This is a genomic window from Nocardia sp. XZ_19_369 (assembly GCF_015355715.1).
In the GTDB taxonomy this organism is placed as follows: Bacteria; Actinomycetota; Actinomycetes; order Mycobacteriales; family Mycobacteriaceae; genus Nocardia.
Genome location: NZ_JACVED010000008.1, coordinates 388,779 through 413,568 on the forward strand (window position 1 = coordinate 388,779; position 24,790 = coordinate 413,568).

Sequence of the window (24,790 nt, forward strand, 5' to 3'; positions counted from 1 at the left end):
ACGCCCGAAACCGCACACCCCGCGACGTGCACACCCGTTCTAGCGGGCGGGATTGTCTTCCGCGTGTGCTCGCTGATCGGCGGCGAGGGCTTCGGCGAGGGCCTGGCGGTCGAGCTTGCCGCGGGGCGTGCGCGGCAGGCTGTGCAGTGTCAGCAACTGGACCGGGATGCTGGGGCTGGGCAGGGTGGCACGCAGGTGCCGCCAGATCTCCTCGGTGGTCGGGGCGTCGGCGTCCACCACGATCGCTGCGGCGGGGGCCTCGCCCATGCGGGCGTCGGGAATGCCGATGCAGGCGGCTTCGGCGACACCCGGCAGCGCGGTGAGTGCGGCTTCGATCGCGGCCGGTTCCACGTTCAGACCCGCTCGGATCAGCATTTCGCTCGCCCGGCCGAACAGGCGCAGCCGATTGTCGACGACCGTGCCTCGGTCGCCCACCGTCATCCATCCGTCGACAGGACCGCCGGTCACGCCGTGCTCGGTCAGGTAACCGTCGAACAGCATGTCGCTGCGGACGAATACCAGGCCGTCCCGGATGTCGGCTTCGACGCCGTCGAACAGTTCGCCCGCCGATTTCTCGTCGGTGTCGCCGAGTCCCCGGTCGAAGGACACGAAGCTCAGCTCGGAGGCGCCGTAGAAATGCACGAGGGACGCGTTGGGCAGGATCTCTTGCAGCGCTTGCCTTCCCGTGCGCGGCCACCGGGCCGCCGAGGACAGCACCTCGCGGACGCTGCCGATCGGGCCGGTCCCCGACCGCACCACGTCCCAGGCGATCGTCGGCACCGAATAGATATGTGTCGCACCGTCGTTCAGCGACTGCATGACCGGTCGCAAGTCCACCGTCGCCCCTCGGGTGAGGGCATGCAGAGTGCCGTACAGGAAGTGCGTGTGATCGAGCACGCCGGGAGCTGAGACAAGATCGCCGTTGCCGATGTCGAAGGTGGCGTCGGAGCGATCGAGGGTGGTGGCCCATGATCGTTGATTGCGCACGAACAGTTTTGGCGCACCGGTGGTGCCGGAGGTGATGCCGACGAGCAGCTCGGTGTCGGGTCGAGCCCGACCAGGCACTCCCGCCGATTCCAGCGTGGCAGCGGTCTGGATCTCCCCGTCGAACCCCATCTTCCGCAGCCGACGGTGCTGCGACGTCGACGCGACGACCGCACCGGGTTTCGCGAGCTCGAGCACCGCGGTCAGCTGGTCCGCCAGCAGATGCCGGTGCAGCAGCACGATACTGACACCCGCGTACGCGGCGGCCGTCACGGCGACCAGCGATTCCACATCCGAAGTCGGCAGCACCGCAACACGATTCATGCCGTCGAGTCCCGCCGCCGTCCGGGTCACCCGGGACCAGAACTCCTCATAATCGACGCTCTCACGAGCGGATATCACGGCTGACGAGGCCGGATACTCGGCGGCGCACCGGGCTATACGCTCGGCCAGCAGTTCACTCATCGTCCACTCCTCGCGCGGCGAGCGCGTCACCCATCGCGTCCGCGGTGCGCAACGCCCGCACCAGCACCGGCGTCACCAAGGCCGTCATCGACCATTGCAGCCCACGGGCCCGCCGTGCCTCGCCCACCTCGTGCACGATGCCGGCCAGCAAGGGCACACACCGAATGGCAAGCGCGAGTAGCAGACCGACCCGCTCCGGGTCGACCCCGATCCGGCGCAGCGGCCCGAGCGCCCGCGTCACGGTGTCGAGCAGGTCGGTCACCCGGGTGGTGAGCGTGACCAGCGCCGCGAGCGCCACCGAGATCAACAGCACGCCGCACACGACGACGGCCCGAGCGGGCGAGGTGATCAGCACCTGGAACACCGCGATGATCAACAACATCCACACCATCGGCCGCAGTTGCGCCACCGCCACGCCGAACGGAATACGCGCCAGCGCGAACAACCCGGCGACCACCACCCCGACCATGCCGACCTGAATCGGGCTGCGCACCAACACCGTTGCCGCCACGATCGACACGATCAGCAGCAACAGCTTCACCCCGGCGGGCAACCGGTGCAGCAGCGAGTCACCGGGCCGGTACAGCCCGATCATTCGACCAGTTCCCGGTAGGCGGGGACGGCGGCGGCCGGCGTTCCGTCGAAGGCCACGAGACCGTCATCGATCACGATGACCCGCTCGAAACTGTCCAGCAGCGCCAGCTGGTGCGTCACGACGATCACCTGCTGGTCCATCGCATCCAGCGCGTCGGCGACCACCCTGGCATTGCGCAGGTCGAGCAGGGTCGTCGGCTCGTCCGCGATGATCACCTCGGGCCTGCGGATGAGCACCGCGCCGATGGCGAGCAGCTGCTTCTGCCCACCGGACAGCAGATGCGAGGGGTGGTCGCCGTGCTCGTGCAGGCCGAACCGGACCAGCATCTCCTCGACGCGCGCGGCGATCTCCTGCTTGCTCGAACCCGTTCGGCGCAGCGAGAAAGCGAGGTCTTCCGCGACGGTCGGCATCACGATCTGGGTGTCCGGGTCGGTGAACACGAACCCGACCTTGCGCCGCACCTGCGCGCCCTTGCGTGCCGCGTCGACACCGTCCACGGTGACGGTCCCCGACGCCGGGGCGAGCAACCCGTTGATCATGCGCGCCAGCGTCGATTTGCCGGAGCCGTTGGCACCGATGATGCCGACCCGACGCTCGGTGATCCGAAGGTCGATGCCGCGCAGCACCTTTCGCTCGCCGAAGTGATGACTCACCGACGAGAAGACGATCTCACTCATGACTCCGCCTCGGTGACCCGTGGTTCGCTCACGACACCCGCTCCACCAGCATGGCGATCCCCTGCCCACCACCGATGGCGCACGCCGCGAGCCCCAGCGCGGGCCCGCCTTCGCACAACATCTGACTTGCCAACCGCACCAACAAGATAGCCCCCGACGCGCCCCACGGATGCCCCATCGCGATGGCACCGCCCTGCGGGCAGATCCTCGATTCGTCCAATCCCAGTTCGTCCGACACCGCCAACACCACCGTGGCGAAAGCCTCGGTGATCTCGATGATCCCGAGCTCGCTCACATCGACCCCGGTGCGCCGCAGCAGCTTCCGTATCGCGGGCACCGGCCCGAGACCGGGGTACGCGGGATCGGATCCGGCCACCGCCGACCCGACTATCCGCAGCGCGGGCAGTCCCGCGGCCAGCGCTTCGCTGGTCACCGCCAGCACCGCCGCACCGTCGGAGATGCCACACGAGTTACCCGCCGTCGCCGTCCCCTCGGCGCCGAAACTGGGTCGCAACCGCGCGAGCCGAGCCTCGGTGAGCCCCGCTCGAATCCGTTCGTCGCGGCGCACCTCGCCGACCGGCACGATCTCCGCCGAGAAGTCGGTCGCCGCCGCGAGGCTGTGCGAACGCACCGCATAGGCGTCCTGCCGCTCCCGGCTGATGCCGCGCACGCGCGCGAGATCGTCGGCGGCCACCCCCATGTCGGGATCCGGAAAACCTTGTGGCGCAAAGGGAGCCCGGGTGTAGCGCACGGGCTCGGCATCCGCGACCGGCGGCCAGAACCGCCACGGCGCGGTGCTCGCCGACTCGACGCCGCCCGCGAGAATCAGCTCGTCGGCCCCGCTGCGCACCCGCAATGCCGCCTGCATCACCGCGTCGAGACCGGACCCGCATTGCCGATCCACCGTGACGCCCGGCACCTGCACACCGAGCCCCGCCCGCAACGCCGCGATCCGCGCCGGATTGCCGCCGGGCCCGAGGCAGTTGCCGAGGACGACATCGTCCACCTCGGCGTCCACGCCCGCCCCACGCAGCGTCGAGCAGACCTCGCGCAAAACCGGCGCCGCCAGGTCGGTGGTCGTCAGCTCGGCGAACCCGTGCCCGGCATTGCCGATCGGCGTCCGACGCGGCGCAACCAGAACGGGGACCGAATTCATGCCAGCAAGTCTTTCAGCTGACCTCTGGCCACTTTCCCGCTGGCCGTCCTCGGCAGCGTCGGCAGCGGCACCCAGCGCCGCGGCATGGCCTCCTTCATCAGCAGCCCGCGCGCCTGCGACCGCACCGCATCGATCGCGACACCGTCGAGTTGCACTGCGGCCGTGACGATCTCGCCGAGCACCGCGTGCGGCGAGCCGATCACCGCGACCGCGGCGACACCGTCGAGCGTCCCCAGGACGCGTTCGACATCCTCGGCGACGACCGTCGTGCCGCCGACATTGATCGCGGATTCGCCGCGGCCCCGGACCGTGAGCTCGCGATTCGGCCCGAGCTCGGCGAGGTCACCCACACTGAACCATTCGGGAGCGCCGAGCACGCGATACGGCGTCCGGACATAAAGCAGTCCGTCCCGGATATTGGCGTCGACGCCGTCGAGCAGGCGCAGCGGCTCGGGCACCCGCCGTGCCGCGACGAGCGAGACCTCCGCGGATCCGTAGTACTCGATGAGCTCCAGGCCGTCGGCCGCCGCGCGCGCACCGTCGTCCAGGGCGATGCCCGCCACGATCGCCGTTCGCAACCTCGGCGCCTTGCGCACCACGTCCCGAAGCACCGCGGGCACCGCGTGCACAACCGTGGCCCGCGACGGATCGTCGGTGACGCACGCGCCGCGCCACAGCGCGTGCAGCGCGCCGAACAGGTGCATCGTCGCGTGCAAGGGACCGGTGATGAGCACGCGGTCCGTGGCCTCAACACCCGTGATCGCGGTGAACGCGGGAAAACTGTCGAACCAGGACGCCGCGGTGCGGGCCAGCGGACGCGGGCGGCCGGTCGAACCCGATGTCGTCACCAACAGAAACGCCGAGGACGGAATATCTGAACGCTGTGGACGCGCCTCGGGATTCTCCACGAGCACCGGGACACCGCGCCGGGCCGCCGCGCAGATGCAGATCAACGCGTCCGGCACCGGCAGCGCCGACGCGTCGTAGACGGGGGCGCTGTCGCGTTCGATCCACTGCTCGATCGCAGCGTCGAGTTGGCCGTAAGTGTAAGTGCGGCCGTCGATTTCGAGGGCGGGCCGATCCCCGGCGCCGCCGAGTTCCGGACTACGCACGGATCAGGCCGGGGTACGCGCGATGCACACCCTTGGCGACGACCGTGGCGACGACAACCTTGGCGAGGTCGCCGGGGATGAACGCGAAGTTGGTGCTGATCGCGTGCGAGAAGTCCAGATCGGTGCGCAACAGCAGCCCGATGGTGCCGAAGAGGTAGATGACCAGGATCCCGCCGAACGCGTTGATCAGCAGACCGAGGACCAGCGGGTACTTCGGCAGGATCCGCGCGGTCAGCAGGCCGATGACCAGTGCCGCGGGCGCCCACCCGACGAGGTATCCGGCACTGGGCCCGGCCATCGCGGTCAGTCCGGTGCGGCCGCCCGAGAGCAGCGGCAGGCCGATCATCGTCAACGCGAGAAAGACCAGGACAGCGGCTGTTCCCTTGCGCGCGCCGAGCACCGCGCCGGCCAGGATCACGCCCAGCGTCTGCACCGTGATCGGCACACCGCTGAAGCCGACGGTGATGGCGCCGGGCAGGCCCATCGCCGCGATCAGCGCTGCGAATACGGCGATCTGTGCGATATCGCGCGCCGAAAAGGCGACCCTCGACCCCCGCGAGTTCTCGACTCCGGCCACGACGACTTCCTCCCACTACCAGCTTGAACGATGTTCAAGATAGCAGGCGCCGTTCGCGAGCTGCACGCGCGCAGGACGTCGGCGAGCGCGGTCAGTCGTGCGAGTGCGCCCTGGCCTGGATTCGCGCCTGCACCTCGGGGCGGCGCAGTGGCGGCACCGACTTCGGCGGCACCTTACGATCCGGCAGTTGCGCGAGCAGCCTGGCCGTGACCGCCGCGATGTCGGCGACGGCGGCATCGACCGCGGGCTGGGTCGCGGCCGAGATGCTGGACAGCCCGCCGACCTTGCGTACGTACTGCAGCGCGGCGGCCTGGATCTCCTCCGGCGTCGCCGCGGGCTCTAGTCCCCGCAGGGCAGTGATGTTTCGACACATACCTCGAGGCTAATCCGCCTGCGGTTGCCCGTCGCGCAGCAGGCCGCGTGCGGCCCGGCCGCCGGAAGATAGCTACTCATCGGATATTTGTCCGGGCTTTCCCGATCTGAGCCGAGCCGTTATCAACCGTTCGCCCAATCGAATTCGTGTCGTAACCATCCGAATAATAACGACTAATATTCGAATTTTCGCTGCGTCCAACAGGTTCCGCGACCTAAGATCGAGAGCGTCTGAAATGCACTGTCATATAGCAACATTCGCTCGAGTGACTGTCCGCACCCGGCCTATCGCCGCCTGCCGACCTGCTGTGCACAACCGTCGAATCTGAACGATCACCTATTCGGACTTTCATCGCCGACCGTCCTTGGTGACCATTTCGAGGTGAGGATCACATATGACAATCGAAACGCCAGTGTCTGCTTCCGCTGAGACCAATGGACGCAAGAGTCTCAGTACCACCGCCGCGCACCAGTTGGCGACCACCACCAAATCCGAACCCCAGATGCAGGGCATCACCTCCCGCTGGCTGACCAGAATGCTGCCGTGGACGCAGGTCAACGGTGGCGTCTACCGGGTGAACCGCCGACTGACCCACACCATCGGAAACGGCCGGATCGAGTTTTCGGTCGACGGCTCACAGGCCCGGGTGATCCCGATGGAGCTGCGGGAAATGGCGGCGCTGCGCGAGATCGACGACGAGGAAGTACTGCGCGCACTCGCGCGGCGATTCGAACAGCGCGAATTCGAACCGGGTGCGGTGGTAGCCGAATTCGGGTATCCGATGAATCAAGTGATACTGATCGTGCACGGCAAACTGGCCAAAATGGGTTCCGGCGAATACGGCGAGCCGACCATGCTCGGCACACTGGCCGGCGGCAACTATGTCGGCGAGCAGAGTTTCACCGACTCCTCGGCCATTTGGCCGGCCACCGTCAAGGCGATCACCAAGAGCATCGTGCTGGTCCTGCCGCGGCAGGCGCTGGACGAAGTGCTCGACCACGTACCCGCACTCCGCACGCAACTTTCCCAGGTTGCCGCCGCCGCCGCTCGACCACAGAACAAACAAGGCGAAGCGAATATCCAGATCACCTCGGGCCACGCGGGTGAACCCGAAATCGACGGCACCTTCGTGGACTACGACGTCCGTCCGCGCGAGTACGAGCTCAGCCTCGCGCAGAGCGTGCTGCGCGTGCACACCCGCGTCGCCGACCTGTTCAACGACCCGATGAACCAGACCCAGCAGCAGTTGCGGCTGACCATCGAGGCGCTCTACGAACGCCGCGAGGACGACCTCGTCAACAGCCCCGACTTCGGCCTGCTGCGCAATTGCGATCTGAAGCAGCGCATCTACTCCGAGTCCGGCCCGCCCACCCCGGACGACATGGACGAGCTGCTCAGCATGCGGCGCAGCACCAAACTCTTTCTCGCACACCCGAAAGCGATCGCCGCGTTCGGTCGCGAATGCAGCAAACGCGGCCTTTACCCGGACACCATCGATCTCGACGGCAACCGAGTACCCGCATGGCGCGGGGTGCCGATCTTCCCCTGCAGCAAGATCCCGGTCAGCACCAACCAGACCACCTCCATTCTGGCCATGCGCACCGGCGAAAAGGATCAGGGCGTCATCGGTCTGCACCAAACCGGGCTCCCCGACGAATTCGAGCCGAGCCTCAACGTCCGTTTCAAAGGCATCGACGATCAGTCGATCATTTCTTACCTGGTCAGTTGCTACTACTCGGCGGCGATCCTGGTGCCCGACGCGCTCGGCATTCTCGACAACGTTCTGGTCGCGCGCCAAGCGGACTGACCCGACGATCAGCGACCTCGAAGTCTTCGACGCCGCGGCGGCCGAATACGAGCAGCCGCGGCGTTCCCGGTCGTGCAGCCGAATCCGGCGTCCACGACACCGCTAGGGAAGGTGTATGTGCTGATGATCGAGAGCACCTCGGCGGCGACGAGCCGCCGGGCCACAGAGATTCTGTCCAACGTCCGCGAGCTATGCGATCCGCTACTGCGCGAGGCGATTTCATCATTACCCGAACCGCTGCGCCGGATGGGCGGCTACCACCTCGGCTGGTGGGACGCCGACGGCACCGCGACCCCGCAACCAGTAGGCAAGGCCTTGCGGCCCGCGTTGACCGTCTGCTCGGCCGTGGCATGCGGAGCCGGCCCACACACCGCGCTCGCCGCGGCGGCCGCAGTGGAGCTGGTGCACAATTTCACGCTCCTGCACGACGACATCATGGACGCCGACCAGGTCCGGCGCGGGAGGCCGGCCGTGTGGACGGTGTGGGGCATCCCCGACGCGATGCTGCTCGGCGACGCGCTGCACGCCCTCGCGGTGCGCGTGCTGGTGGACGGTCTGCCCGCACCGACGGCCACGGCGGCGGTCGCCAGGCTGGAAACGACGGTGATCGAGATGTGTCACGGCCAGCACGCGGATTGCCGGTTCCGCTCGGGCGGGCACGTCGATGTCGAGGAGTACGCGCGCATGGCCATGGGTAAGACCGGCGCGTTGATGGGCTGTGCGTGCGCGCTGGGGGCCCTGTGCGCGCAAGCGGAGCCGCCCACCGTCGCGGCGATGGACACGTTCGGGCGCGAACTCGGGATGGCCTTCCAGTTCGTCGACGACCTGATCGGGATCTGGGGTGACCCGAAGGTCACCGGCAAACCCGCGAGCGACCTTGCCCGCCACACCATGTCGCTGCCGGTGGTCTCGGCACTGGGCTCCGGCACCGAGGCCGCCGCCGAGCTGGCGACGATGTTCGGCCGCGATCCGGGCACCGCGGCGATGGACACCGCTCGGGCCGCGGCATTGGTCGAGTCGGCGGGCGGGCGGCAGTGCGCCCAGCAGCTCGCCGAGCGCCGGGTGCGCGCGGCGATCGCGGCGCTCGCCGATCCCGCCGCCGCCGCGGACCTGATGGTGCTGGCAGGCATGGTATCCCGCCGCAACCACTGAGCCGTGCGCGTCGATCGTAAGGAGATGACATGCAGCCCTTCGAACTTCCCGACTTCTACATGCCGTACCCGGCCCGGCTCAATCCGCACGTGGACATCGCCCGCGAGCACACCAGGGTGTGGGCCGAGACCATAGGTTTCTTCGAACCGCAAGAAGGACACCACATTTGGGACGAGACCGACCTGAAGCGGCACGACTACGGCCTGCTGTGCGCCTACACCCACCCGGACTGCGACAGCCAGGAGCTCTCGCTCATCACCGACTGGTACGTGTGGGTGTTCTATTTCGACGATCACTTCCTCGAGCTGTTCAAACGGACCAGGGACACCGAGGGCGCGCGAAAATATCTGGAGCGGCTGCGCGACTTCATGCCGCTGGCCGGCGCTCCGATGCCGGAGCCGACCAACCCGGTGGAGCGCGGCCTCGCCGATCTGTGGGTGCGCACCGTGCCCGCGATGGAGCTGGACTGGCGCGAGCGTTTCGTCGCGACAACCACTGCGCTGCTGGAGGAATCGCGGTGGGAGCTGGCCAATATCACCGAGGGCCGGATTGCGAATCCGATCGAGTACATCGAGATGCGCCGCAAGGTCGGCGGCGCACCGTGGTCGGCCAACCTGGTCGAACACGCGGTCGGCGCGGCCGTCCCGCCCCAACTGGCCGCGACCCGCCCGCTGGAGGTGTTGCGCGACACCTTCGCCGACGGCGTGCACCTGCGCAACGACATCTTCTCCTACGAGCGCGAGGTACGTCAGGAGGGCGAGAACGCCAACGGAATCCTGGTGGTGGAGCGGTTTTTCGGCTACGAGACCCAGCGCTCCGCCGACGTCGTCAACGACCTGCTGACCTCCCGTCTGCAACAGTTCGAGCACACCGCGCTGACCGAACTGCCGATGCTGTTCGCCGAGTACGCGGTCGAGCCGCAGGACCAGGCCGCAGTGGTCGCCTACGCGAAAGGCTTGCAGGACTGGCAATCCGGCGGTCACGAATGGCATATGCGGTCGAGCCGGTACATGAACAAGGGCGGCACGGTGGCCAGTGATCCCTTGTCGCGCCTGTTCAAACCCATCGGGCTCGGCAGCACCGCGGTGCATCTGTTCACCCCGACGGCTCTCGGGGCGAACCGCATCAAGAGCTGCACGCGACCGCGCTTCGAGGAGGTCGGACCGACAGCGTTGCCCGAGCTCTACCTGCCATACCAGCTCCAATTGAATCCACTCGTCGACGTGGCGCGCAAGAACCTGCTGCTGTGGGGTGCGCAGGTCGGCTTCCACGAGCCGGTGCCCGCGCTCGGCGGCCGCCCGCTGTGGCGACCGGTCGATCTCGCGGAGTTCGATTTCGCCCTGTGCTCAGCGGGTTTGGACCCCGACGCCACCCTCGCGGAGCTCGATCTGTCGGCCAACTGGCTGGCCTGGGGCACCTACATCGACGACTACTACCCGCAGGTGTTCGCGGCACGCAAGGACATGGTCGCGGCCAAGCTACAGGGCAAACGATTCGCGGCGTTCATGCCGCTCGATTCCGAGGCCACGCCGCCGGCCGCCAACGCGATGGAGCGCGCCCTCGCCGATCTGTGGCACCGGACGACCAGCGTCCTGGATGCCGAGCAGCGGCGCGAATTCCACCGTGCCGTCACGGCTTTCCTGGCGAGCTGCGAATGGGAGGTGGCCAACGACATCGCCAATCGCATTCCCGACCCGGTCGACTATGTCGAAATGCGCCGCCGCACTTTCGGTTCCGATCTCACCATGGCGCTGTCGCGGTTCTCGCACGGTCACCTGGTGCCGCCGGAGGTCTATCGCAGCCAGACGATCCTGGACCTGGAGCACACGGCGAGCGACTACGCCACGATGGTGAACGACCTGTTCTCGTATCACAAAGAGACACAGTACGAAGGGGACTTCCACAACGCGGTCCGCGTCATGCAGAACTTCTTCGACTGCGGGCCCGAGGACGGCGTCGCCATCGTCAACGACCTGCTGACCGCCCGAATGCAGCAGTTCGAACGCATCGTCGGCAGCGAATTGCCCGCTCTCTACGACGAATATGAGCTGGGGCAGGACGTGCGTGATTCGCTGGACCGGCGCGCGGTCGAACTCCAGGACTGGATGGCCGGAATCGTGCACTGGCACATCTCGTGTGGTCGCTACAAGGAGGCGCAGCTCGAGGAACGCTATCGTCGCGTGGACATCCCGGAGCCGCAGGCCACCGAGGTTCCGCCCCCCGAGCCCGCGACGCCCGCTCCGCCCTACCTGCGACCGACCGGCCTCGGCACCGGGGCCGTGCACATCGATGGGCTCGGTCGCATACCGGCCGACCCCGCACTGAGCACGGTGTCGCCGTGACCGCCGTGCGGGCGAGGACGATGCTGCTCGCCGCGCCACGCTCCTTCTGCGCGGGCGTGGAACGGGCGATCGACACTGTGGAACGATTGCTGGCCGCACCCGATCGACAGGGTCCGGTCTACGTGCGCAAGCAGATCGTGCACAACACCCACGTGGTCGCCGATCTGGCCGCGCGGGGAGCGGTATTCGTCGAGGAGCTCGACGAGGTGCCAGTGGGTGCGACGGTCGTCTTCTCCGCGCACGGCGTCTCCCCCGCGGTGCACGCGCAAGCGGCACAGCGCGGACTCACCGTGGTCGACGCCACCTGCCCGCTGGTCACCAAAGTGCATGCCGAGGCCCGGCGTTTCGCGGCGCGCGGCGACACCATCGTGCTCGTCGGGCACGCCGGACACGAGGAGGTCGAAGGCACCGCGGGCGAGGCGCCGGAGGTGACCGTGGTGGTCGACGGTCCGGCCGAGGCGGCCGCGCTCCAGGTCCCCGACGAGAGCCGGGTCGCGTATCTGACGCAGACCACGCTGTCGGTCGACGAGGCCGAGGAGACCATTGCGGTGCTGCGCCAACGCTTTCCCGCATTGCACGGCCCTGGCAGCGCCGATATCTGCTACGCCAGCACCAACCGGCAGGAGTCGGTCGAGGCGGTCGCCCGGCACAGCGACGTCGTGCTCGTCATCGGTTCGGACAACTCGTCCAATTCGCATCGACTGGTGGAAGTCGCTCAGCGCCAAGGTATTCCGGCCTATCTCATCGACGACGCGTCGGCCATCTCGCCCGACTGGATCGCCGGCGCGAACACCATCGGCCTGTCCGCGGGTGCCTCCGCGCCGGCCGTGCTGGTCGAAGCGGTCATCGAGGCGCTACGCACCTGGGGTCCGGTCACCGTTCGCGAACTCACCACGGCCGTCGAGGACATCACCTTCGCCCCGCCGCCCCACGTCAGGCACCTGTCATGACCGCCGCCGCCCGCACCGATCCGGAGGGTCGCGATGACCAGCAATGATCTCGGCCTGCCGACCATGCCCGCCCGCCATCGCACCCGCAGGCTGGACATCGGCGGCGTCCCGGTCGGTGGTGGCGCGCCGATCTCCGTGCAGACGATGACCACCACCCGCACCGCCGATATCGACGGCACGCTGCAACAGATCGCCGCGGTGACCGCCGCGGGCTGCGACATCGTCCGGGTCGCGGTGCCGACCCCGGAGGACGCGGCGGCGTTGCCCGCCCTCGTCGCCCGCTCCCCGCTGCCGATCATCGCCGACATCCACTTCCAGCCGCGCTACGTCTTCGCCGCGATCGACGCCGGTTGCGCGGCGGTGCGGGTGAATCCGGGCAACATCAAACAATTCGACGATCGCGTCGGCGACATCGCGAAAGCGGCAGCGGCAGCGGGCATTCCGATCCGGGTCGGGGTCAATGCGGGCTCGCTCGACCCACGGGTGCTCGCCAAGCACGGCTCCGTGACCGCGGCGGCCCTCGTCGAATCGGCGCTCTGGGAGGCCGCGCTGTTCGAGGAGCACGGGTTCACCGACCTCAAGATCGCGGTCAAGCATCACGACCCGCGCACCATGATCGCGGCCAATCGCCTACTCGCCCAACGCTGTGACTACCCGCTCCACCTCGGGGTCACCGAGGCGGGGCCGATGTTCCAGGGCACCGTCAAATCGGCGGTCGCCTTCGCGATTCTGCTCGGCGAGGGCATCGGCGACACCATCCGGGTGTCCATCTCGGCGCCGCCGGTCGATCAGGTCAAAGCGGGCTGCCACATTCTGCAGTCGCTCGGTCTGCGCCCGCGCAAGCTCGAGATCGTCTCCTGTCCCGGGTGTGGCCGCGTCCAGGTCGATATCCATCGGCTGGCCGGGCAGGTGGAGGCGGCGTTCGAGGGGTTCCCCCATCCGCTACGGGTGGCGGTGATGGGCTGCGTGGTCAACGGGCCCGGCGAGGCCCGCGAGGCCGATCTCGGCGTCTCCTCGGGCAACGGCAAGGGACAGATCTTCGTCCGGGGCAAGGTCATTCGCACCGTGCCCGAACATCTGATCGTGGAAACCCTGGTGGCCGAGGCGATCGCGCTCACCGAGGGCCGCGACGAAGCACCGGCGGAGGGGAACTCATGACCACTACACACGTCGAGCCCGCGACACCGGTGGACCTGGCGGCGATTCGGACTCGGGTGGACGGCGCGCTCGAATACTTCCTGCGGGACAAGGCAACCGCCACCGAACCGGCGCTGCCCGGCGAGCTCACCGATACCGTGCACGACTTCCTGTTCGCCGGCGGCAAGCGGATTCGCCCGTTGCTGTGCGTCCTCGGCTGGCACGCAGCCGCGGGCGAAGTGCCGGTGCCGCAACCGATTGTCCGGGCCGCGGCCTCGCTCGAACTGTTCCACGCCGCCGTGCTGATCCACGACGACATCATCGACAACAGCGACACCCGCCGCGACCGGCCCACCGTGCATCGCGCACTGGCGCAACGGCATCGGGACCGCCGCGATCCGGACGAGTTCGGCGCGCACGCCGCCATCGTGCTCGGCGACCTGACGATGGTCTGGTCGGCCGAACTGCTACACACCGCACAACTCACCGCCGCGCAACTGGACGACGCGCTCACGGTGCTCGACGGCATGCGCGCGGACGTCATGTACGGCCAGTACCTCGACCTGCTCACCACCGCGCGGCCGTCCAGCGACCTCGGCCGCGCGCTGCGGATCATCCGCTACAAGACGGTGTCCTACACCTGCGAACGGCCACTCCAGCTGGGTGCCGTGCTCGCCGGTGCCCGCAGCGGGGTGCGGTCGGCGCTCACCGCCTACGCCGGGCCGCTCGGCGAGGCGTTCCAGCTGCAGGACGATCTGCTCGGCGTCTACGGCGACCCGGCGCGCACCGGCAAGTCCGATCTGGAGGATCTGCGCGACGGCAAGCACACCGCGCTGGTCGCGCTGGCCCTCGAACACGCGACGCCCACACAAGCCACGCAGCTGCTCGCCCTGCTCGGCGATCCAGAGCTCGATGACCGGCAGGCCGACACCTGCCGCGAAATCCTCACCGCCACAGCGCGACACCACGTCGAGGCGATGATCCGCACGCGCTGGGCACAAGCCAACCGGGTCCTCGACCACGCGCCGTTCCCCGCCGCGGTCAACCAAGCGCTACGCGATGTCGCCGACGCCATCGTTTCGAGGAACACCTAGAAAGGTCGCGCTATGGACAGTGAGCTCGTACAGCAGTTGGTCGTGCCCCTAGCGGTCGCGGCCCTTGCCGTCATCGTCTTCGTGGTCGGGAATCGGCTGCGGCCCGCCTCGTGGCGCGAGACCGAGGACGAAGGGTCCGGCACCCTGGTGCTCGACCTGATCAACACACTGTTCATGGCTGTGGCCGCCTTCGTCGTGGTGATCTGCTGGCAGCAGTACGACAACGCGCACAACCACACGGTCGCCGAGTCCAAGGCGCTGGTCGACGTCTACTGGGCCGCGCACTCGCTGCCGGAGCCGGCGCACGAGCAGGTCCAGCGGCTGGTCCACGACTACACCGAGCAGGTCGTCACGGTGGAGTGGCCGGAGATGGACAACGAAGAGCGGCTGAGCCAGTCCACCCAGGACACCTTCGACAAGCTGCGGGACACCGTGCTGGCCATCCAGTCGGAGGACGCTTCGGTGACCGAGCTGCAAGCCAAGGCGGTGGCCGCCCTCGATGCGGTAGCGCAGGCGCGCCACGATCGCGCGATGGACGCGAAGCTCGGCATGCCCGGATTCCTTTACACCGCACTGTGGTTCACCACGATTCTGCTGCTGTGCAGCGCGGCGCTCTCCGGCGTCGAGGTGACCAAACGCAGCGTCGTGATGACCGCGCTGCTCGGTGTCGTGGTCGGCGCGGCGATCGTCGCGATCTACGGGCTCGATCGGCCGTTCACCGGCGGGAACATCGTGTCGAAGGACGCGTTCGAACTGGCACTGTCCCGTTATCAGGACATCACCTGACCGAACCCTGTTGGCAGCGAACCGATTACGAACGGGATGTGCGCACATGGCACAGATCAGAGGATTCGCCGCCGTGACGGCACTGCCCCTCGCCGCCGCGGCACTGGTCGCCGGTCCGGCCGCGGTCGCGACCGCCGACCTGCCACCGCCGGAATGGCCGTCGCTCGGCGAAATCGTCTCGGGCAGTGCCGCTCCGGGCGGCATCGATACCGGAAGCGCGGACTCGGGGACACCGTTGCAGCTCGGTCCGAGCGGCGGCCCCGCAGTGCGCGAATACCTCGGTACCGGTAGCGTCGGCCTCGGTACCGGAACGCGGGCCGAACTGGGAACCGGCACAGGGGAAATCGACGACACCGTGTCGGCGGCCCCGGTGCAGACATTGCCCGGCGGCTCCGCCGAATTGCCCGATCTCGACTCCGACGGCGTCCGAACAGCGTGCACCGGCAGCGTCGCCGTCGGCGGCGCGCTCATCCTGCTCGGCATCGTGACCGGAAGTTCGCACGGCATCCTCGGCTCCAGCGGATCCGCACTCGGCAGCGTCGTCGTCGGCAGCGCCGCCACGGGCAGCGGGCTGGCCTGCCTCCTGTGGCCGCGCGACATCCTGCCCCCCTATCCCGGAAACCCGCTCCTACTCCCCCCGCCATTGCCCACCCTGCCGACGCTCCCCGCGCTACCGGACCTCCCCGCTCCCCCAGCCGAGATCCCACCCACCCCTGAACTCACCCCCGCAACACCGAGCCTCCCGAGTTCCCGAACCAAGCCTCGCCCAACATATTCGGCGGAAGCGGAACTGATCCTCGACCCCGTCGCCTGGAACCCCCTGCAACTGGTGACGATCATGGTGGTCACCATCCTCACCGCCGTGCGCGGCGTCGCAGTCGTCAGACGCAGGCACAGCGGCTAACTACAGCGGCGCCACCAATCGAGGAAGTGCGCGAGGGCCGGGGCGTCGGAGCCGCGCATCCAGGCGATGCGGATGGCGATTTGCGGTGGGTTGGCGCCGAAGGGGATGACGACGATGTTTTCGTGGGCGATTCGGGTTGCGCGTTTGCGGTCGAGCACGCTGATACCGGTGCCGGTCGAGACGAGGTCGAGGACTTGTTCGGCGTCGGATTCCTCGGCAACCAGGTTCGGGGCGCCGTCGCCCCAGATGTGGGTGACCAATTCGTCGTAGAAGTCCGGTCCGGTGTGCCGGGACCAGAGCACGATGGGTTCGTTGACGATATCGGCTATTTCCAGGGTCGATTTCTCGGCCAGGGGGTGGCCTTTGGAAACCACCACTGCGGCTTCCTGCAGTCCGATGAGGTGCGTCTGCACCCGTGGATGGGTGATATTTCCGCGCACGAACGCGACATCGACCTCGCCCGATTCGAGCAGGTCGAGATTCCACGAGGTCCAGCCGGTAATCGTCGAGACGGTGATATCGGGGAACTCCTTGCGAAAGTCCCTGATGCGCTGGGAAATATCGCTGTCGGAGCCCGATCGGGTGAAGGCGATCTTCAACTCGCCTGCCGTGCCCGAGGCGCGCGCACGCACCGTGCGCTCCAGCTCGGCGGCCGTGGCGAGGAGTTGCTGCGCACCCGCCTGCAACGCCAAACCGGCCGCGGTCATCACGAAACCCCTGCCGGTGCGGGCCAGCAGCTCGACGCCGAGCTCTTTCTCCAACGCCTTGACCTGCTGGGACAGCGCAGGCTGGGTGATGTGCAGCGACTCCGCCGCGCGACCGAAGTGTCGGTGCTCGGCTACTGCTAGGAAGTAACGAACGCGACGTAGGTCGTCCACGCGGCCAGCCTAGCCAGATAAGACTTCCTTATCAACGGGAAGCAAATACGTATTGGACCTGGCGTTCTGCGTGGCCCGAGACTGTAGCTACCGAACAGTCCGAGCCCCGCTACCGCGAGAAGGTGTTCCGATGCCGACAGTCGCCGCCGCCATAGCCGAGAATCTTCGCGCCAGGCAGATATCCGAATTCTTCGGCCAGAGCCTGCCGTCGCTGCTGGTATTGGCCGCCGAGGATCTCGGGATCCGGCAGATCGTTTACCGCACCGAAAACGCGGGCGGCACCATGGCCGACGGCTTCGCCAGAGTGTCCGGGCATTGTTCGGTCGTGGTGGCGCAAAACGGTCCCGCAGCGACTTTGCTCGTGCCGCCGCTGACCGAGGCCGCGAAGGTCTCGATTCCCGTGGTCGCCTTCGTGCAGGATGTGCCGAGTCCGATTCGCAACAAAAATGCGTTTCAGGAAATTGATCACCAAAGTCTGTTTTCCGGGTGCACCAAATGGTTCGATCGCCTCGATGACCCGGCCCGCGTCCACGATTATGTCGACGCGGCCTTCCGGGCGGCGACCAGCGGCAGGCCGGGCCCGGCCGTGCTCATGCTGCCGAAGGACGTCCTCGAACTGGACGCACCGCCCCCGCCCGCGGGCCTCGACCGGCCGGCCTTCCCGCTCGACCGGATCCGCCCGCCCGAGGCCGCTGTGCACGCCGCCGCGCAGCTGCTGGCCGGTGCCGAGCGGCCCCTCATCGTCGCCGGTGGCGGCGCGGTCTCCGCCGACGCGGGCGCCGCGCTGGCCCGCCTGAGCGATCTGGCCTCGCTGCCGGTGGCCACTACCCCGATGGGTAAGGGCGTCGTCTCCGACACCGCCGATCTGAGCGTCGGCGTCATCGGCAATTACATGGGCCCGCACGGTGTTTCGCACGGCATGCGCGAGTGGATCGCCGGGGTGGACACGGTCCTGCTCCTCGGCTCGCGCACCAACGAGAACGGCACCGACGGCTGGACCCTGTTCCCGCCGGAGGCCACCTTCATCCATCTCGACATCGACCCGACCGAGATCGGCCGCAACTACCCGTCGCTGCGACTGGTCGGCGACGTCCGGACCGGCATCGATGATCTCGCGGCCGCACTGCGCGAACTCGACCTGAGCAAGCGCAGCGCCGACCGCCCCGCGATCACCACGCAGATCGCCCGGTCACGCGCGGAATTCGAGACGGCCACGGCCGCCGTGCGCACGTCGACGCGGCAGCCGCTACGCCCGGAGCGGGTGGCCGACGAGATCAGCACCCTGCTGCCCGAGGACGCCATCGTCGTCGCGGACGCCAGCTACTCCTCGATCTGGGCCGCGAACTACATCCGCGCCACCACCCATCGGCAGCGGTTCCTGCTGCCGCGCGGCATGGCCGGGCTCGGCTGGGGACTTCCGCTGGCGCTCGGCGCGAAGGCGGCGCGGCCGTCCGCTCCGGTGATCTGCCTGGTCGGGGACGGCGGTTTCGCGCACTGCTGGGCGGAGCTCGAGACGGCCGTCCGCGAGCACCTCGACGTCGTGGTGGTGGTGCTGAACAACGCCATCCTCGGCTACCAGAAGCACGCCGAGATCGTCCAGTTCGGCAGGCCGACCTCGGCGGTCGAACTCGGTCACGTCGACCACGCGCAGATCGCCACCGCGTGCGGCGCGCACGGGCACACCATCCACACCGATGTGGAACTGCGCGAAGCGCTTTCGAAGGCGATCGTCGATCCGGCGACCACCGTCCTCGACGTCATCACCGACTCCGACGCCTACCCACCCATCACCGGCTGGGACGCCAACCGCGCACTCACCGACCATCTCGCCGACCAGAAGCTCAACTGACCGACAGATAACACCCTTCGAGAAAACGGAGACTCCCATGGCTTTCGACTACATGGCCTTTTTCGAGAGACGAATCGACGACATCCGAGCGTCGGGTCAATATCGCACCTTCGTCGAAATCGAGCGCCTGGCAGGCCGATTCCCGCAGGCGGTGCACCACCACCGGGACGGGCTGCGCGAGATCACCGTGTGGTGTAGCAACGACCACCTCGGCATGGGCCAGTTCCCCGCCGTCGTCGAAGCCATGCACCGGTCGGTGAACCGCTCGGGTGTCGCAGCGGGTGGATCGCGCAATATCTCCGGCAACAACCACACGCACATCCTGCTCGAACGTGAAGTGGCGCAACTGCATCGGAAGGAGGCAGGCCTGACCTTCATCACCGGCTACGCGGTCAACGACGCCGTGCTCGGCGTGCTCGGCAAGGAGCTACCCGGCGCGATCTTCTTCTCCGACGAGCAGAACCACGCGTCGATGATCCTCGGCATGCGCGCCTCGCGCGCCGAGCGGCGGATCTTCCGCCACAACGATCCCGCGCACCTCGACGAGCTGCTCGCGGCCACCGACCCGGATCGCCCGAAAATCGTTGCCTTCGAATCGATCTACTCGATGGACGGCGACATCGCGCCGATGCCCGAATTGTGTGCCGTGGCAAAGAAGCACGGCGCGCTCGTCTACGTCGACGAGGCGCACTCGGTCGGCATGTACGGCCCGGAAGGGTCCGGCATGGCCGCGCAGCTCGGCTGCGCCGATCAGGTCGACCTGCTGATGGGCACCTTCGCCAAAGGCTATGGCACCCTGGGCGGTTACCTGACCGGGCCCGCGCCGATCCTCGACGCCGTGCGCAGTTTCGCGCCGGCCTTCATCTTCACCCTCGCGATGCCGCCCGCCCTCGCGGCCGCCGCGCTGGCGAGCGTGCGGCATCTGCGGGAATCCGACAACGAGCGAATCCTGCTGCACCACCGGGCCGGACTACTCCAGGACCTGCTCGCCGACGCCGAAATCCCGTTGGTGTCCACCGAAAGTCATATCGTTCCCGTGCTCGTAGGTGACCCGTACAAATGCAAACAACTGGCCGACATCCTGCTCGAGGAATACCGCCAATACGCCCAGCCGATCAACTTCCCGTCCGTCGCGCGCGGCACCGAACGGCTCAGGATCAATCCGTCACCGGTGCACAGTCCCGCGGCCGTGCACCGATTCGCCGAGATCATCGACACCGTCTGGTCTCAGCTGAACCTGCCCCGCCGCCCGATACTCCCGATCGCCGGCCACGATGTGCTGGAGAAGGTTTCGGTATGAGTATCGAGACGCAGGCCGAGCCACGCCGGAGCCTGCATCCGGCGGTGGCGGCTGAGCCCCCGACGCCGTGGGCTCAGCACATACTTCTCTACGCCGCGTTCTTCCTGATGGGCGCCGAAATGTATCTGGTGGCACCGATGCTGCCGGAGATCGCCCAGTCGTTGCGCGCGTCGGTGGCCGCCTCGGCCACCATCGTCACCGCCTACGTTCTCGTCTACGCCGTCGCGGGCCCACCGTTCGGCATCCTCGCTGACCGGTATCCGCGGCGCTGGTCGATCCTGCTCGGCTCGCTCGTCTTCATGCTCGGCAATCTGGCGTGCGCGGCGGCGAGCTCGCTGCCGATGCTGGTGGTCGGACGCGGTGTCACCGGTCTCGGTGCGGCGATCGCGGCTCCCGCGATCTGGGCCTACCTCGCCGAGCGCACGCCGCAGCACCGGCGCGGGCGGGTGATCTCGCTCGGCGCGAGCGTCTATTCGCTCGGGCAGGTCCTCGGCGTGCCGCTCGGCGCCGCCCTGGCCTCGCTGACCAGCTGGCGGTGGCCGTTTCTCGCGGTCGGCGTGCTGATGATCGCCACCTCGGCGGTGCTGTATGCGCGGCTCGACCACATTCCCGCGACCGGTACCGCCCGTGGCTTCAGCGCACTGCTGGCGCCGTGGGCGCAACCGCGGATCAGCCTGGGGCTCATCGCGACACTGTTCCTGCAAGCGGGTCGCCTCGGTGCCTACACCTTCGTCGGGGTGATCTTCGCCCAGCGCTTCGGTTTCAGCCTCAACGCGCTGGGTCTCGTCGGCCTGCTCGTCGGTGCGGGATCGCTGGTCGGGTCGCTGAGCACCGGCACCATTCTCGATCACTTGCACCGGCGGAACGTGAGCGGCGTGTGGGTCTCGGTAGTGGCCGCCGCCGCGTTCGCACCGTGTGCCGCAGTGGCTTTGAGCACACAGCACGTGCTCGTCGCCCTGGTGGCGCTGACGCTGTGGTGCGTGTTCGGCGGGGCGTTCTACTCCAGCCAGCAGGCCTACCTGTCCTCGGCCGATCCGACCCAGCGCGCGTCCGTCGTCGCCTGGAACAACTCGATGATGAACGCGGGCATCGCGATCGGCACCACCCTGCTCGGCACGCTCACCGTCGGCAGTGCCGCCTTCGCCGGACTGACCGGCGCCCTTGGTATCACGGCGGCGCTGGTCGCGACCGCCCTGCTCGTCCTGCTCCGAAAGGACCGTCAGCCAGCATGATTCCCGCACCGGCCACCGCGCCAAGCCGAACCGCCCTGCCCGTCGCCGCGTGGGCGCAGGGTCCCTACATCTACGACGCCGACGGAAACGACTACCTCGACGGCTCTTCCGGCGTGCTCAATGTCAATGTCGGACATTCGCATCCGACTGTGCTGCAGGCCATCGAGGACCAGCTCGGGCAGCTGACCTTCGTGCACCGCACCCAGTTCCGCAATGATCCCGCGCGGCGACTCACCGAACGCCTGCTCTCGATCGCGCCCGCCGGGACCGCCGCCGTCGAGTACAGCAACTCCGGCTCCGAGGCCAACGAATGCGCGCTACGGCTGGCGTTCGCCTACCAGCGCCGGCGCGGCGCACCGCAGCGCACCGTCATCTTGTCGGAGGAGCCCAGCTACCACGGTATGACCGCGGCGGCGCTGTCCATCACCGGCAGTCCCAACAAGCGTGATCCATCGGTGGAGCCGCTGTTGGGGCTGCCGAACGGAAACCGAGTCCTGGTGCGCCCCAAACCCGGTCGACGGCGCGCCACCCACGAGGAGTGGGCCCAGGCCCTGCTCGGCGTCGGTCCGTCCAAGGTCGCCGCCATCGTCATCGAACCGCTCGGCGGTGCATCCTCGGGTGCCGCGCCCATCGACGTCCATACCATGCAATGGCTGCGCCGGGAGACGAAGAACAACGGGATCGTCCTGATTGCCGACGAGGTGATGTCCGGCTTCGGGCGCACCGGAAAGTGGTGGGCCTGCGACCATTCCAGCATCGCTCCCGACATTCTCACGTCAGGAAAGGGAGTCACCGGCGGCTACACCAGCCTGGCGGTCACCCTGATCGCCGAGACGATCACCGCGGCGATCGCGGAGCCGCTCGGCCCGATCGCGCTGGGGCACACCATGTCCGCGAACCCGCTGGCGTGTGCCGCCGCCAACGCGGTGCTGAGCGTCATCGAGGACGAAGCGCTGCTGAGCAACGCCGCGCGCGTCGGTGAACTGCTCGCGGCGGCGCTGACCACCCTGTGCGATCGGTATCCGACGCTGTTGTCGGATCAGTCGGGCATCGGGCTCATGCGGGCGCTGCATATCCAGGCCGGACAGCCTGCCGACACGAACAAGCGAATCATCGCCGCTGCGAAGGTGAACGGGCTCGTGCTCTGTGCGGCAGGCATCGGCGAGGCAACCAATTCGGTGCTCGTGGCGCCGCCGCTTAACAGCACTTCCGAGCTCATCGACGAGCTCGCCGACCGCCTCGACAAGACGCTGTCGGCGGGCTCCGGAAGCCGAGCAGGCGATGCGTGAGGTAGCCGAGCTGCTCGCCGCCCTACCCACCGAACTGTGGATCGGCGGCGAGCAGACACCGGCGCTGACGGGAAGCACCTTCCCCGTGCACAATCCGGCGACCGGCGAGGTCCTGATCGAGGTCGCCGACGCGGCGGCCGCCGATGGCGCGCGGGCCCTCGACGCCGCGGCCGCGGCGCAAAGCGGGTGGGCCGCAACACCGTCCCGGCTCCGGGCCGAAATCCTGCGCCGCGTATGGGAACTGGTCATCGCGCGACGTGACGATTTCGCCATGTTGATGACCCTCGAGATGGGCAAGCCGCTGGCGGAGAGCCACGGCGAGGTCGACTACGGCGCGGAGTTCCTGCGCTGGTTCGCCGAGGAGGCGGTCCGCGTGCACGGCCGCTACACCCATTCGCCGTCCGGCAACGGCCGCATCCTGGTCACCAAGCAACCCGTCGGTCCGACCTTGGCCATCACCCCGTGGAACTTCCCGCTCGCCATGGGCACCCGCAAGATCGCCCCCGCACTGGCGGCAGGCTGCACGATGGTGGTCAAGCCCGCGGCGGAGACGCCGCTGACCATGCTGCTGCTCGGGCAGGTCTTCGCCGACGCCGGACTGCCACCCGGCGTGCTGTCGATCCTGCCGACCGCGGACGCGGCACCGCTCACCGATCCGCTGTTCGCCGACGACCGGCTGCGCAAGGTGACCTTCACCGGCTCGACCGGCGTCGGCAAAATCCTGCTGGCCCAATCGGCTACCCGTGTCCTGCGCGCCTCGATGGAGCTCGGCGGCAACGCGCCCTTCGTCGTCTTCGCCGATGCCGACATCGATGCGGCGGTCGACGGCGCGATGGCCGCCAAGATGCGCAACACCGGCGAGGCCTGTACCGCGGCGAACCGCTTCCACATCGACAACGCGGTCCGCGCGGAGTTCACCGCGAAGTTGACCGACCGGATGCGCGCGCTGAAAGTCGGTCCCGGCCATCTCGACGGAGTACAGGTCGGTCCGCTGATCAGCGAGAAGCAATGTGGCACCGTCACCGAATTGGTCCGGGATGCAACAGAAAAGGGCGCGCTTGTTGCCACCGGCGGTGCGCGCATCGCGGGTGAAGGCTACTTCTTCGAGCCGACGGTGTTGACGGAAGTGCCTGCCGAGGCACGCATCCTGCGCGAGGAGGTGTTCGGCCCGGTGGCGGCGATCACCGGTTTCGACGGCGAGGCGGAGGGGATCATCGCCGCCGACAACACCGAGTTCGGCCTCGCCGCATACATTTACACCACCGACCTGAACCGCGCGCTGCGCGTCGCCGAGGCGCTCGAAGCCGGCATGGTCGGGGTGAACCGTGGCGTTATCTCCGATGTGGCAGCACCTTTCGGCGGCGTAAAGGAGTCCGGCCTGGGCCGCGAGGCGGGCACCGAGGGCATCGAGGAGTACCTCGAAACCAAATATATTGCCCTGCCCTGACACCGGGGCGACTTGCCATACGCGTATTTTTACGGCATCTTTACGGGTAGGTGCGCCGGGAAGTCTGGTCGGCAAACCCGGTTCGCAGAGCGGCGGGTCGGGCCGTTCGACCACGGGAGATTCGCACCATGTTCGTGACACTCAGGGATGACAACAGGGGCGGACTCGACTACGTCAGCATGGCTCTCGGCTGGGATCCGGTGCACCAGCGCCGGTGGTTCAGCGGCGGTGCCAAGGACATTGATCTGAACGCGTCCGCCCTGCTGTACGCCGAGGACAGCCTCGTGGACGTCGTCTACCACGAGCAGCTCATGTCCAGGGACGGCGCGGTGCGCCATCTCGGCGACAGCACCACCGGAGAAGGCCACGGCGACAACGAGATCGTCACCGTCGACCTGACCCGGCTGGCACCGGAGATCACCCTCGTGTTCTTCCTGGTGACCTGTTACACGGGACAGGGTTTCGACCAGATCGAGAATGCGTTCTGCCGCATCGTCGATGGGGTGTCCGATGTCGAAATCGCCCGCTATGACTTGAGCAGCGCCGGGTCATCCACCGGCCTGATCCTCGGCAAGCTGGCCCGATCGGGCGACGTTTGGCAGTTCGACGCGATCGGTGAAGGTATTTCGGCTCGGCATCCCGCCGACGCGGTGCCTCAGCTGGGAGCCTTGGTGCCGTAACGGG

At 68.0% G+C, this 24,790-nt stretch carries 22 protein-coding genes; 14 read left to right on the plus strand and 8 right to left on the minus strand.

Annotated elements, in window-relative coordinates; all coding sequences use genetic code 11:
- Positions 1 to 39 precede the first annotated feature (39 nt).
- The 7 genes from IBX18_RS29970 to IBX18_RS30000 form a co-directional block, all read right to left on the minus strand.
- On the minus strand, positions 40 to 1,449 hold the full coding sequence (locus IBX18_RS29970; RefSeq protein ID WP_194836842.1) for an AMP-binding protein: 1,410 nt from the start codon (positions 1,447 to 1,449) through the stop codon (positions 40 to 42).
- A complete protein-coding gene (locus IBX18_RS29975; RefSeq protein ID WP_194836843.1) occupies positions 1,442 to 2,044 on the minus strand; it encodes an energy-coupling factor transporter transmembrane protein EcfT in 603 nt (200 codons plus the stop codon). The genes IBX18_RS29970 and IBX18_RS29975 overlap by 8 nt, the downstream gene beginning before the upstream one ends.
- Positions 2,041 to 2,721, minus strand: a complete 681-nt coding sequence (locus IBX18_RS29980) for an energy-coupling factor ABC transporter ATP-binding protein (protein WP_194836844.1) — start codon at positions 2,719 to 2,721, stop codon at positions 2,041 to 2,043. The genes IBX18_RS29975 and IBX18_RS29980 overlap by 4 nt, the downstream gene beginning before the upstream one ends.
- Positions 2,722 to 2,749: 28 nt before the next feature.
- Positions 2,750 to 3,877, minus strand: coding sequence for a thiolase family protein (locus tag IBX18_RS29985; protein ID WP_194836845.1), 1,128 nt, complete (start codon positions 3,875 to 3,877; stop codon positions 2,750 to 2,752).
- Entirely contained in the window at positions 3,874 to 4,989 is a 1,116-nt protein-coding gene (locus tag IBX18_RS29990; RefSeq protein WP_194836846.1) for a class I adenylate-forming enzyme family protein, read from the minus strand. Before IBX18_RS29990 ends, IBX18_RS29985 begins: the two co-directional genes overlap by 4 nt.
- Positions 4,982 to 5,566, minus strand: coding sequence for a biotin transporter BioY (locus IBX18_RS29995; RefSeq protein ID WP_194836847.1), 585 nt, complete (start codon positions 5,564 to 5,566; stop codon positions 4,982 to 4,984). The genes IBX18_RS29990 and IBX18_RS29995 overlap by 8 nt, the downstream gene beginning before the upstream one ends.
- A gap of 91 nt (positions 5,567 to 5,657) precedes the next feature.
- Complete coding sequence (locus IBX18_RS30000) at positions 5,658 to 5,939, minus strand: DUF2277 domain-containing protein (RefSeq protein WP_107655509.1); 282 nt, start codon at positions 5,937 to 5,939, stop codon at positions 5,658 to 5,660.
- Between the two features lie 394 nt (positions 5,940 to 6,333).
- Between IBX18_RS30000 and IBX18_RS30005 the strand changes: the two genes are divergently transcribed.
- The 8 genes from IBX18_RS30005 to IBX18_RS30040 all read left to right on the plus strand — a co-directional run bounded on the left by IBX18_RS30005 (position 6,334) and on the right by IBX18_RS30040 (position 16,111).
- The gene (locus IBX18_RS30005; RefSeq protein WP_194836848.1) at positions 6,334 to 7,746 is read left to right on the plus strand and encodes a family 2B encapsulin nanocompartment shell protein; all 1,413 of its coding nucleotides are present in this window, start codon (positions 6,334 to 6,336) and stop codon (positions 7,744 to 7,746) included.
- A 123-nt stretch (positions 7,747 to 7,869) separates the two neighbouring features.
- Entirely contained in the window at positions 7,870 to 8,898 is a 1,029-nt protein-coding gene (locus IBX18_RS30010) for a polyprenyl synthetase family protein (RefSeq protein WP_194836849.1), read from the plus strand.
- A gap of 29 nt (positions 8,899 to 8,927) precedes the next feature.
- The gene (locus IBX18_RS30015) at positions 8,928 to 11,240 is read left to right on the plus strand and encodes a germacradienol/geosmin synthase (RefSeq protein ID WP_194836850.1); all 2,313 of its coding nucleotides are present in this window, start codon (positions 8,928 to 8,930) and stop codon (positions 11,238 to 11,240) included.
- Between the two features lie 20 nt (positions 11,241 to 11,260).
- On the plus strand, positions 11,261 to 12,190 hold the full coding sequence (ispH, locus tag IBX18_RS30020; RefSeq protein ID WP_194836980.1) for a 4-hydroxy-3-methylbut-2-enyl diphosphate reductase: 930 nt from the start codon (positions 11,261 to 11,263) through the stop codon (positions 12,188 to 12,190).
- Positions 12,191 to 12,223: 33 nt separating this feature from the next.
- The gene (gene ispG, locus IBX18_RS30025; protein ID WP_194836851.1) at positions 12,224 to 13,348 is read left to right on the plus strand and encodes a flavodoxin-dependent (E)-4-hydroxy-3-methylbut-2-enyl-diphosphate synthase; all 1,125 of its coding nucleotides are present in this window, start codon (positions 12,224 to 12,226) and stop codon (positions 13,346 to 13,348) included.
- Positions 13,345 to 14,421, plus strand: a complete 1,077-nt coding sequence (locus tag IBX18_RS30030) for a polyprenyl synthetase family protein (protein ID WP_194836852.1) — start codon at positions 13,345 to 13,347, stop codon at positions 14,419 to 14,421. Before ispG ends, IBX18_RS30030 begins: the two co-directional genes overlap by 4 nt.
- A 12-nt stretch (positions 14,422 to 14,433) precedes the next feature.
- The gene (locus IBX18_RS30035; protein WP_194836853.1) at positions 14,434 to 15,207 is read left to right on the plus strand and encodes a DUF4239 domain-containing protein; all 774 of its coding nucleotides are present in this window, start codon (positions 14,434 to 14,436) and stop codon (positions 15,205 to 15,207) included.
- A gap of 46 nt (positions 15,208 to 15,253) precedes the next feature.
- Positions 15,254 to 16,111, plus strand: coding sequence for a hypothetical protein (locus IBX18_RS30040; protein WP_194836854.1), 858 nt, complete (start codon positions 15,254 to 15,256; stop codon positions 16,109 to 16,111).
- On the opposite strand, the gene IBX18_RS30045 is transcribed toward IBX18_RS30040, so the two are convergent.
- Entirely contained in the window at positions 16,108 to 16,989 is an 882-nt protein-coding gene (locus IBX18_RS30045) for a LysR family transcriptional regulator (RefSeq protein WP_194836855.1), read from the minus strand. The two genes, IBX18_RS30040 and IBX18_RS30045, sit on opposite strands and share 4 nt — an antisense overlap.
- 130 nt (positions 16,990 to 17,119) lie before the next feature.
- Here IBX18_RS30045 and IBX18_RS30050 point away from each other — a divergent pair, with 130 nt between their 5' ends.
- The 6 genes from IBX18_RS30050 to IBX18_RS30075 all read left to right on the plus strand — a co-directional run bounded on the left by IBX18_RS30050 (position 17,120) and on the right by IBX18_RS30075 (position 24,786).
- Positions 17,120 to 18,838 carry an acetolactate synthase catalytic subunit gene (locus IBX18_RS30050; RefSeq protein WP_194836856.1) on the plus strand — a complete coding sequence of 573 codons (1,719 nt, stop codon included), beginning with the start codon at positions 17,120 to 17,122 and terminating at the stop codon, positions 18,836 to 18,838.
- Positions 18,839 to 18,875: 37 nt separating this feature from the next.
- Complete coding sequence (gene hemA / locus IBX18_RS30055) at positions 18,876 to 20,138, plus strand: 5-aminolevulinate synthase (RefSeq protein ID WP_194836857.1); 1,263 nt, start codon at positions 18,876 to 18,878, stop codon at positions 20,136 to 20,138.
- Entirely contained in the window at positions 20,135 to 21,370 is a 1,236-nt protein-coding gene (locus IBX18_RS30060; RefSeq protein WP_194836858.1) for an MFS transporter, read from the plus strand. The genes hemA and IBX18_RS30060 overlap by 4 nt, the downstream gene beginning before the upstream one ends.
- The gene (locus IBX18_RS30065) at positions 21,367 to 22,659 is read left to right on the plus strand and encodes an aspartate aminotransferase family protein (RefSeq protein WP_194836859.1); all 1,293 of its coding nucleotides are present in this window, start codon (positions 21,367 to 21,369) and stop codon (positions 22,657 to 22,659) included. The genes IBX18_RS30060 and IBX18_RS30065 overlap by 4 nt, the downstream gene beginning before the upstream one ends.
- Positions 22,652 to 24,106 carry an NAD-dependent succinate-semialdehyde dehydrogenase gene (locus tag IBX18_RS30070; RefSeq protein ID WP_194836860.1) on the plus strand — a complete coding sequence of 485 codons (1,455 nt, stop codon included), beginning with the start codon at positions 22,652 to 22,654 and terminating at the stop codon, positions 24,104 to 24,106. The genes IBX18_RS30065 and IBX18_RS30070 overlap by 8 nt, the downstream gene beginning before the upstream one ends.
- 128 nt (positions 24,107 to 24,234) lie before the next feature.
- The gene (locus IBX18_RS30075) at positions 24,235 to 24,786 is read left to right on the plus strand and encodes a TerD family protein (RefSeq protein ID WP_194836861.1); all 552 of its coding nucleotides are present in this window, start codon (positions 24,235 to 24,237) and stop codon (positions 24,784 to 24,786) included.
- Positions 24,787 to 24,790: the final 4 nt, after the last annotated feature.

Coding starts and splice junctions, on each gene's coding strand:
- IBX18_RS29970 (WP_194836842.1), bottom strand. CDS start 1,449: ATGAGTGAACTGCTGGCCGAGCGTATAGCCCGGTGCGCCGCCGAGTAT.
- IBX18_RS29975 (WP_194836843.1), bottom strand. CDS start 2,044: ATGATCGGGCTGTACCGGCCCGGTGACTCGCTGCTGCACCGGTTGCCC.
- IBX18_RS29980 (WP_194836844.1), bottom strand. CDS start 2,721: ATGAGTGAGATCGTCTTCTCGTCGGTGAGTCATCACTTCGGCGAGCGA.
- IBX18_RS29985 (WP_194836845.1), bottom strand. CDS start 3,877: ATGAATTCGGTCCCCGTTCTGGTTGCGCCGCGTCGGACGCCGATCGGC.
- IBX18_RS30000 (WP_107655509.1), bottom strand. CDS start 5,939: ATGTGTCGAAACATCACTGCCCTGCGGGGACTAGAGCCCGCGGCGACG.
- IBX18_RS30005 (WP_194836848.1), top strand. CDS start 6,334: ATGACAATCGAAACGCCAGTGTCTGCTTCCGCTGAGACCAATGGACGC.
- IBX18_RS30010 (WP_194836849.1), top strand. CDS start 7,870: ATGATCGAGAGCACCTCGGCGGCGACGAGCCGCCGGGCCACAGAGATT.
- IBX18_RS30015 (WP_194836850.1), top strand. CDS start 8,928: ATGCAGCCCTTCGAACTTCCCGACTTCTACATGCCGTACCCGGCCCGG.
- ispH (WP_194836980.1), top strand. CDS start 11,261: ATGCTGCTCGCCGCGCCACGCTCCTTCTGCGCGGGCGTGGAACGGGCG.
- ispG (WP_194836851.1), top strand. CDS start 12,224: ATGACCAGCAATGATCTCGGCCTGCCGACCATGCCCGCCCGCCATCGC.
- IBX18_RS30030 (WP_194836852.1), top strand. CDS start 13,345: ATGACCACTACACACGTCGAGCCCGCGACACCGGTGGACCTGGCGGCG.
- IBX18_RS30035 (WP_194836853.1), top strand. CDS start 14,434: ATGGACAGTGAGCTCGTACAGCAGTTGGTCGTGCCCCTAGCGGTCGCG.
- IBX18_RS30040 (WP_194836854.1), top strand. CDS start 15,254: ATGGCACAGATCAGAGGATTCGCCGCCGTGACGGCACTGCCCCTCGCC.
- IBX18_RS30050 (WP_194836856.1), top strand. CDS start 17,120: ATGCCGACAGTCGCCGCCGCCATAGCCGAGAATCTTCGCGCCAGGCAG.
- hemA (WP_194836857.1), top strand. CDS start 18,876: ATGGCTTTCGACTACATGGCCTTTTTCGAGAGACGAATCGACGACATC.
- IBX18_RS30060 (WP_194836858.1), top strand. CDS start 20,135: ATGAGTATCGAGACGCAGGCCGAGCCACGCCGGAGCCTGCATCCGGCG.
- IBX18_RS30065 (WP_194836859.1), top strand. CDS start 21,367: ATGATTCCCGCACCGGCCACCGCGCCAAGCCGAACCGCCCTGCCCGTC.
- IBX18_RS30070 (WP_194836860.1), top strand. CDS start 22,652: ATGCGTGAGGTAGCCGAGCTGCTCGCCGCCCTACCCACCGAACTGTGG.
- IBX18_RS30075 (WP_194836861.1), top strand. CDS start 24,235: ATGTTCGTGACACTCAGGGATGACAACAGGGGCGGACTCGACTACGTC.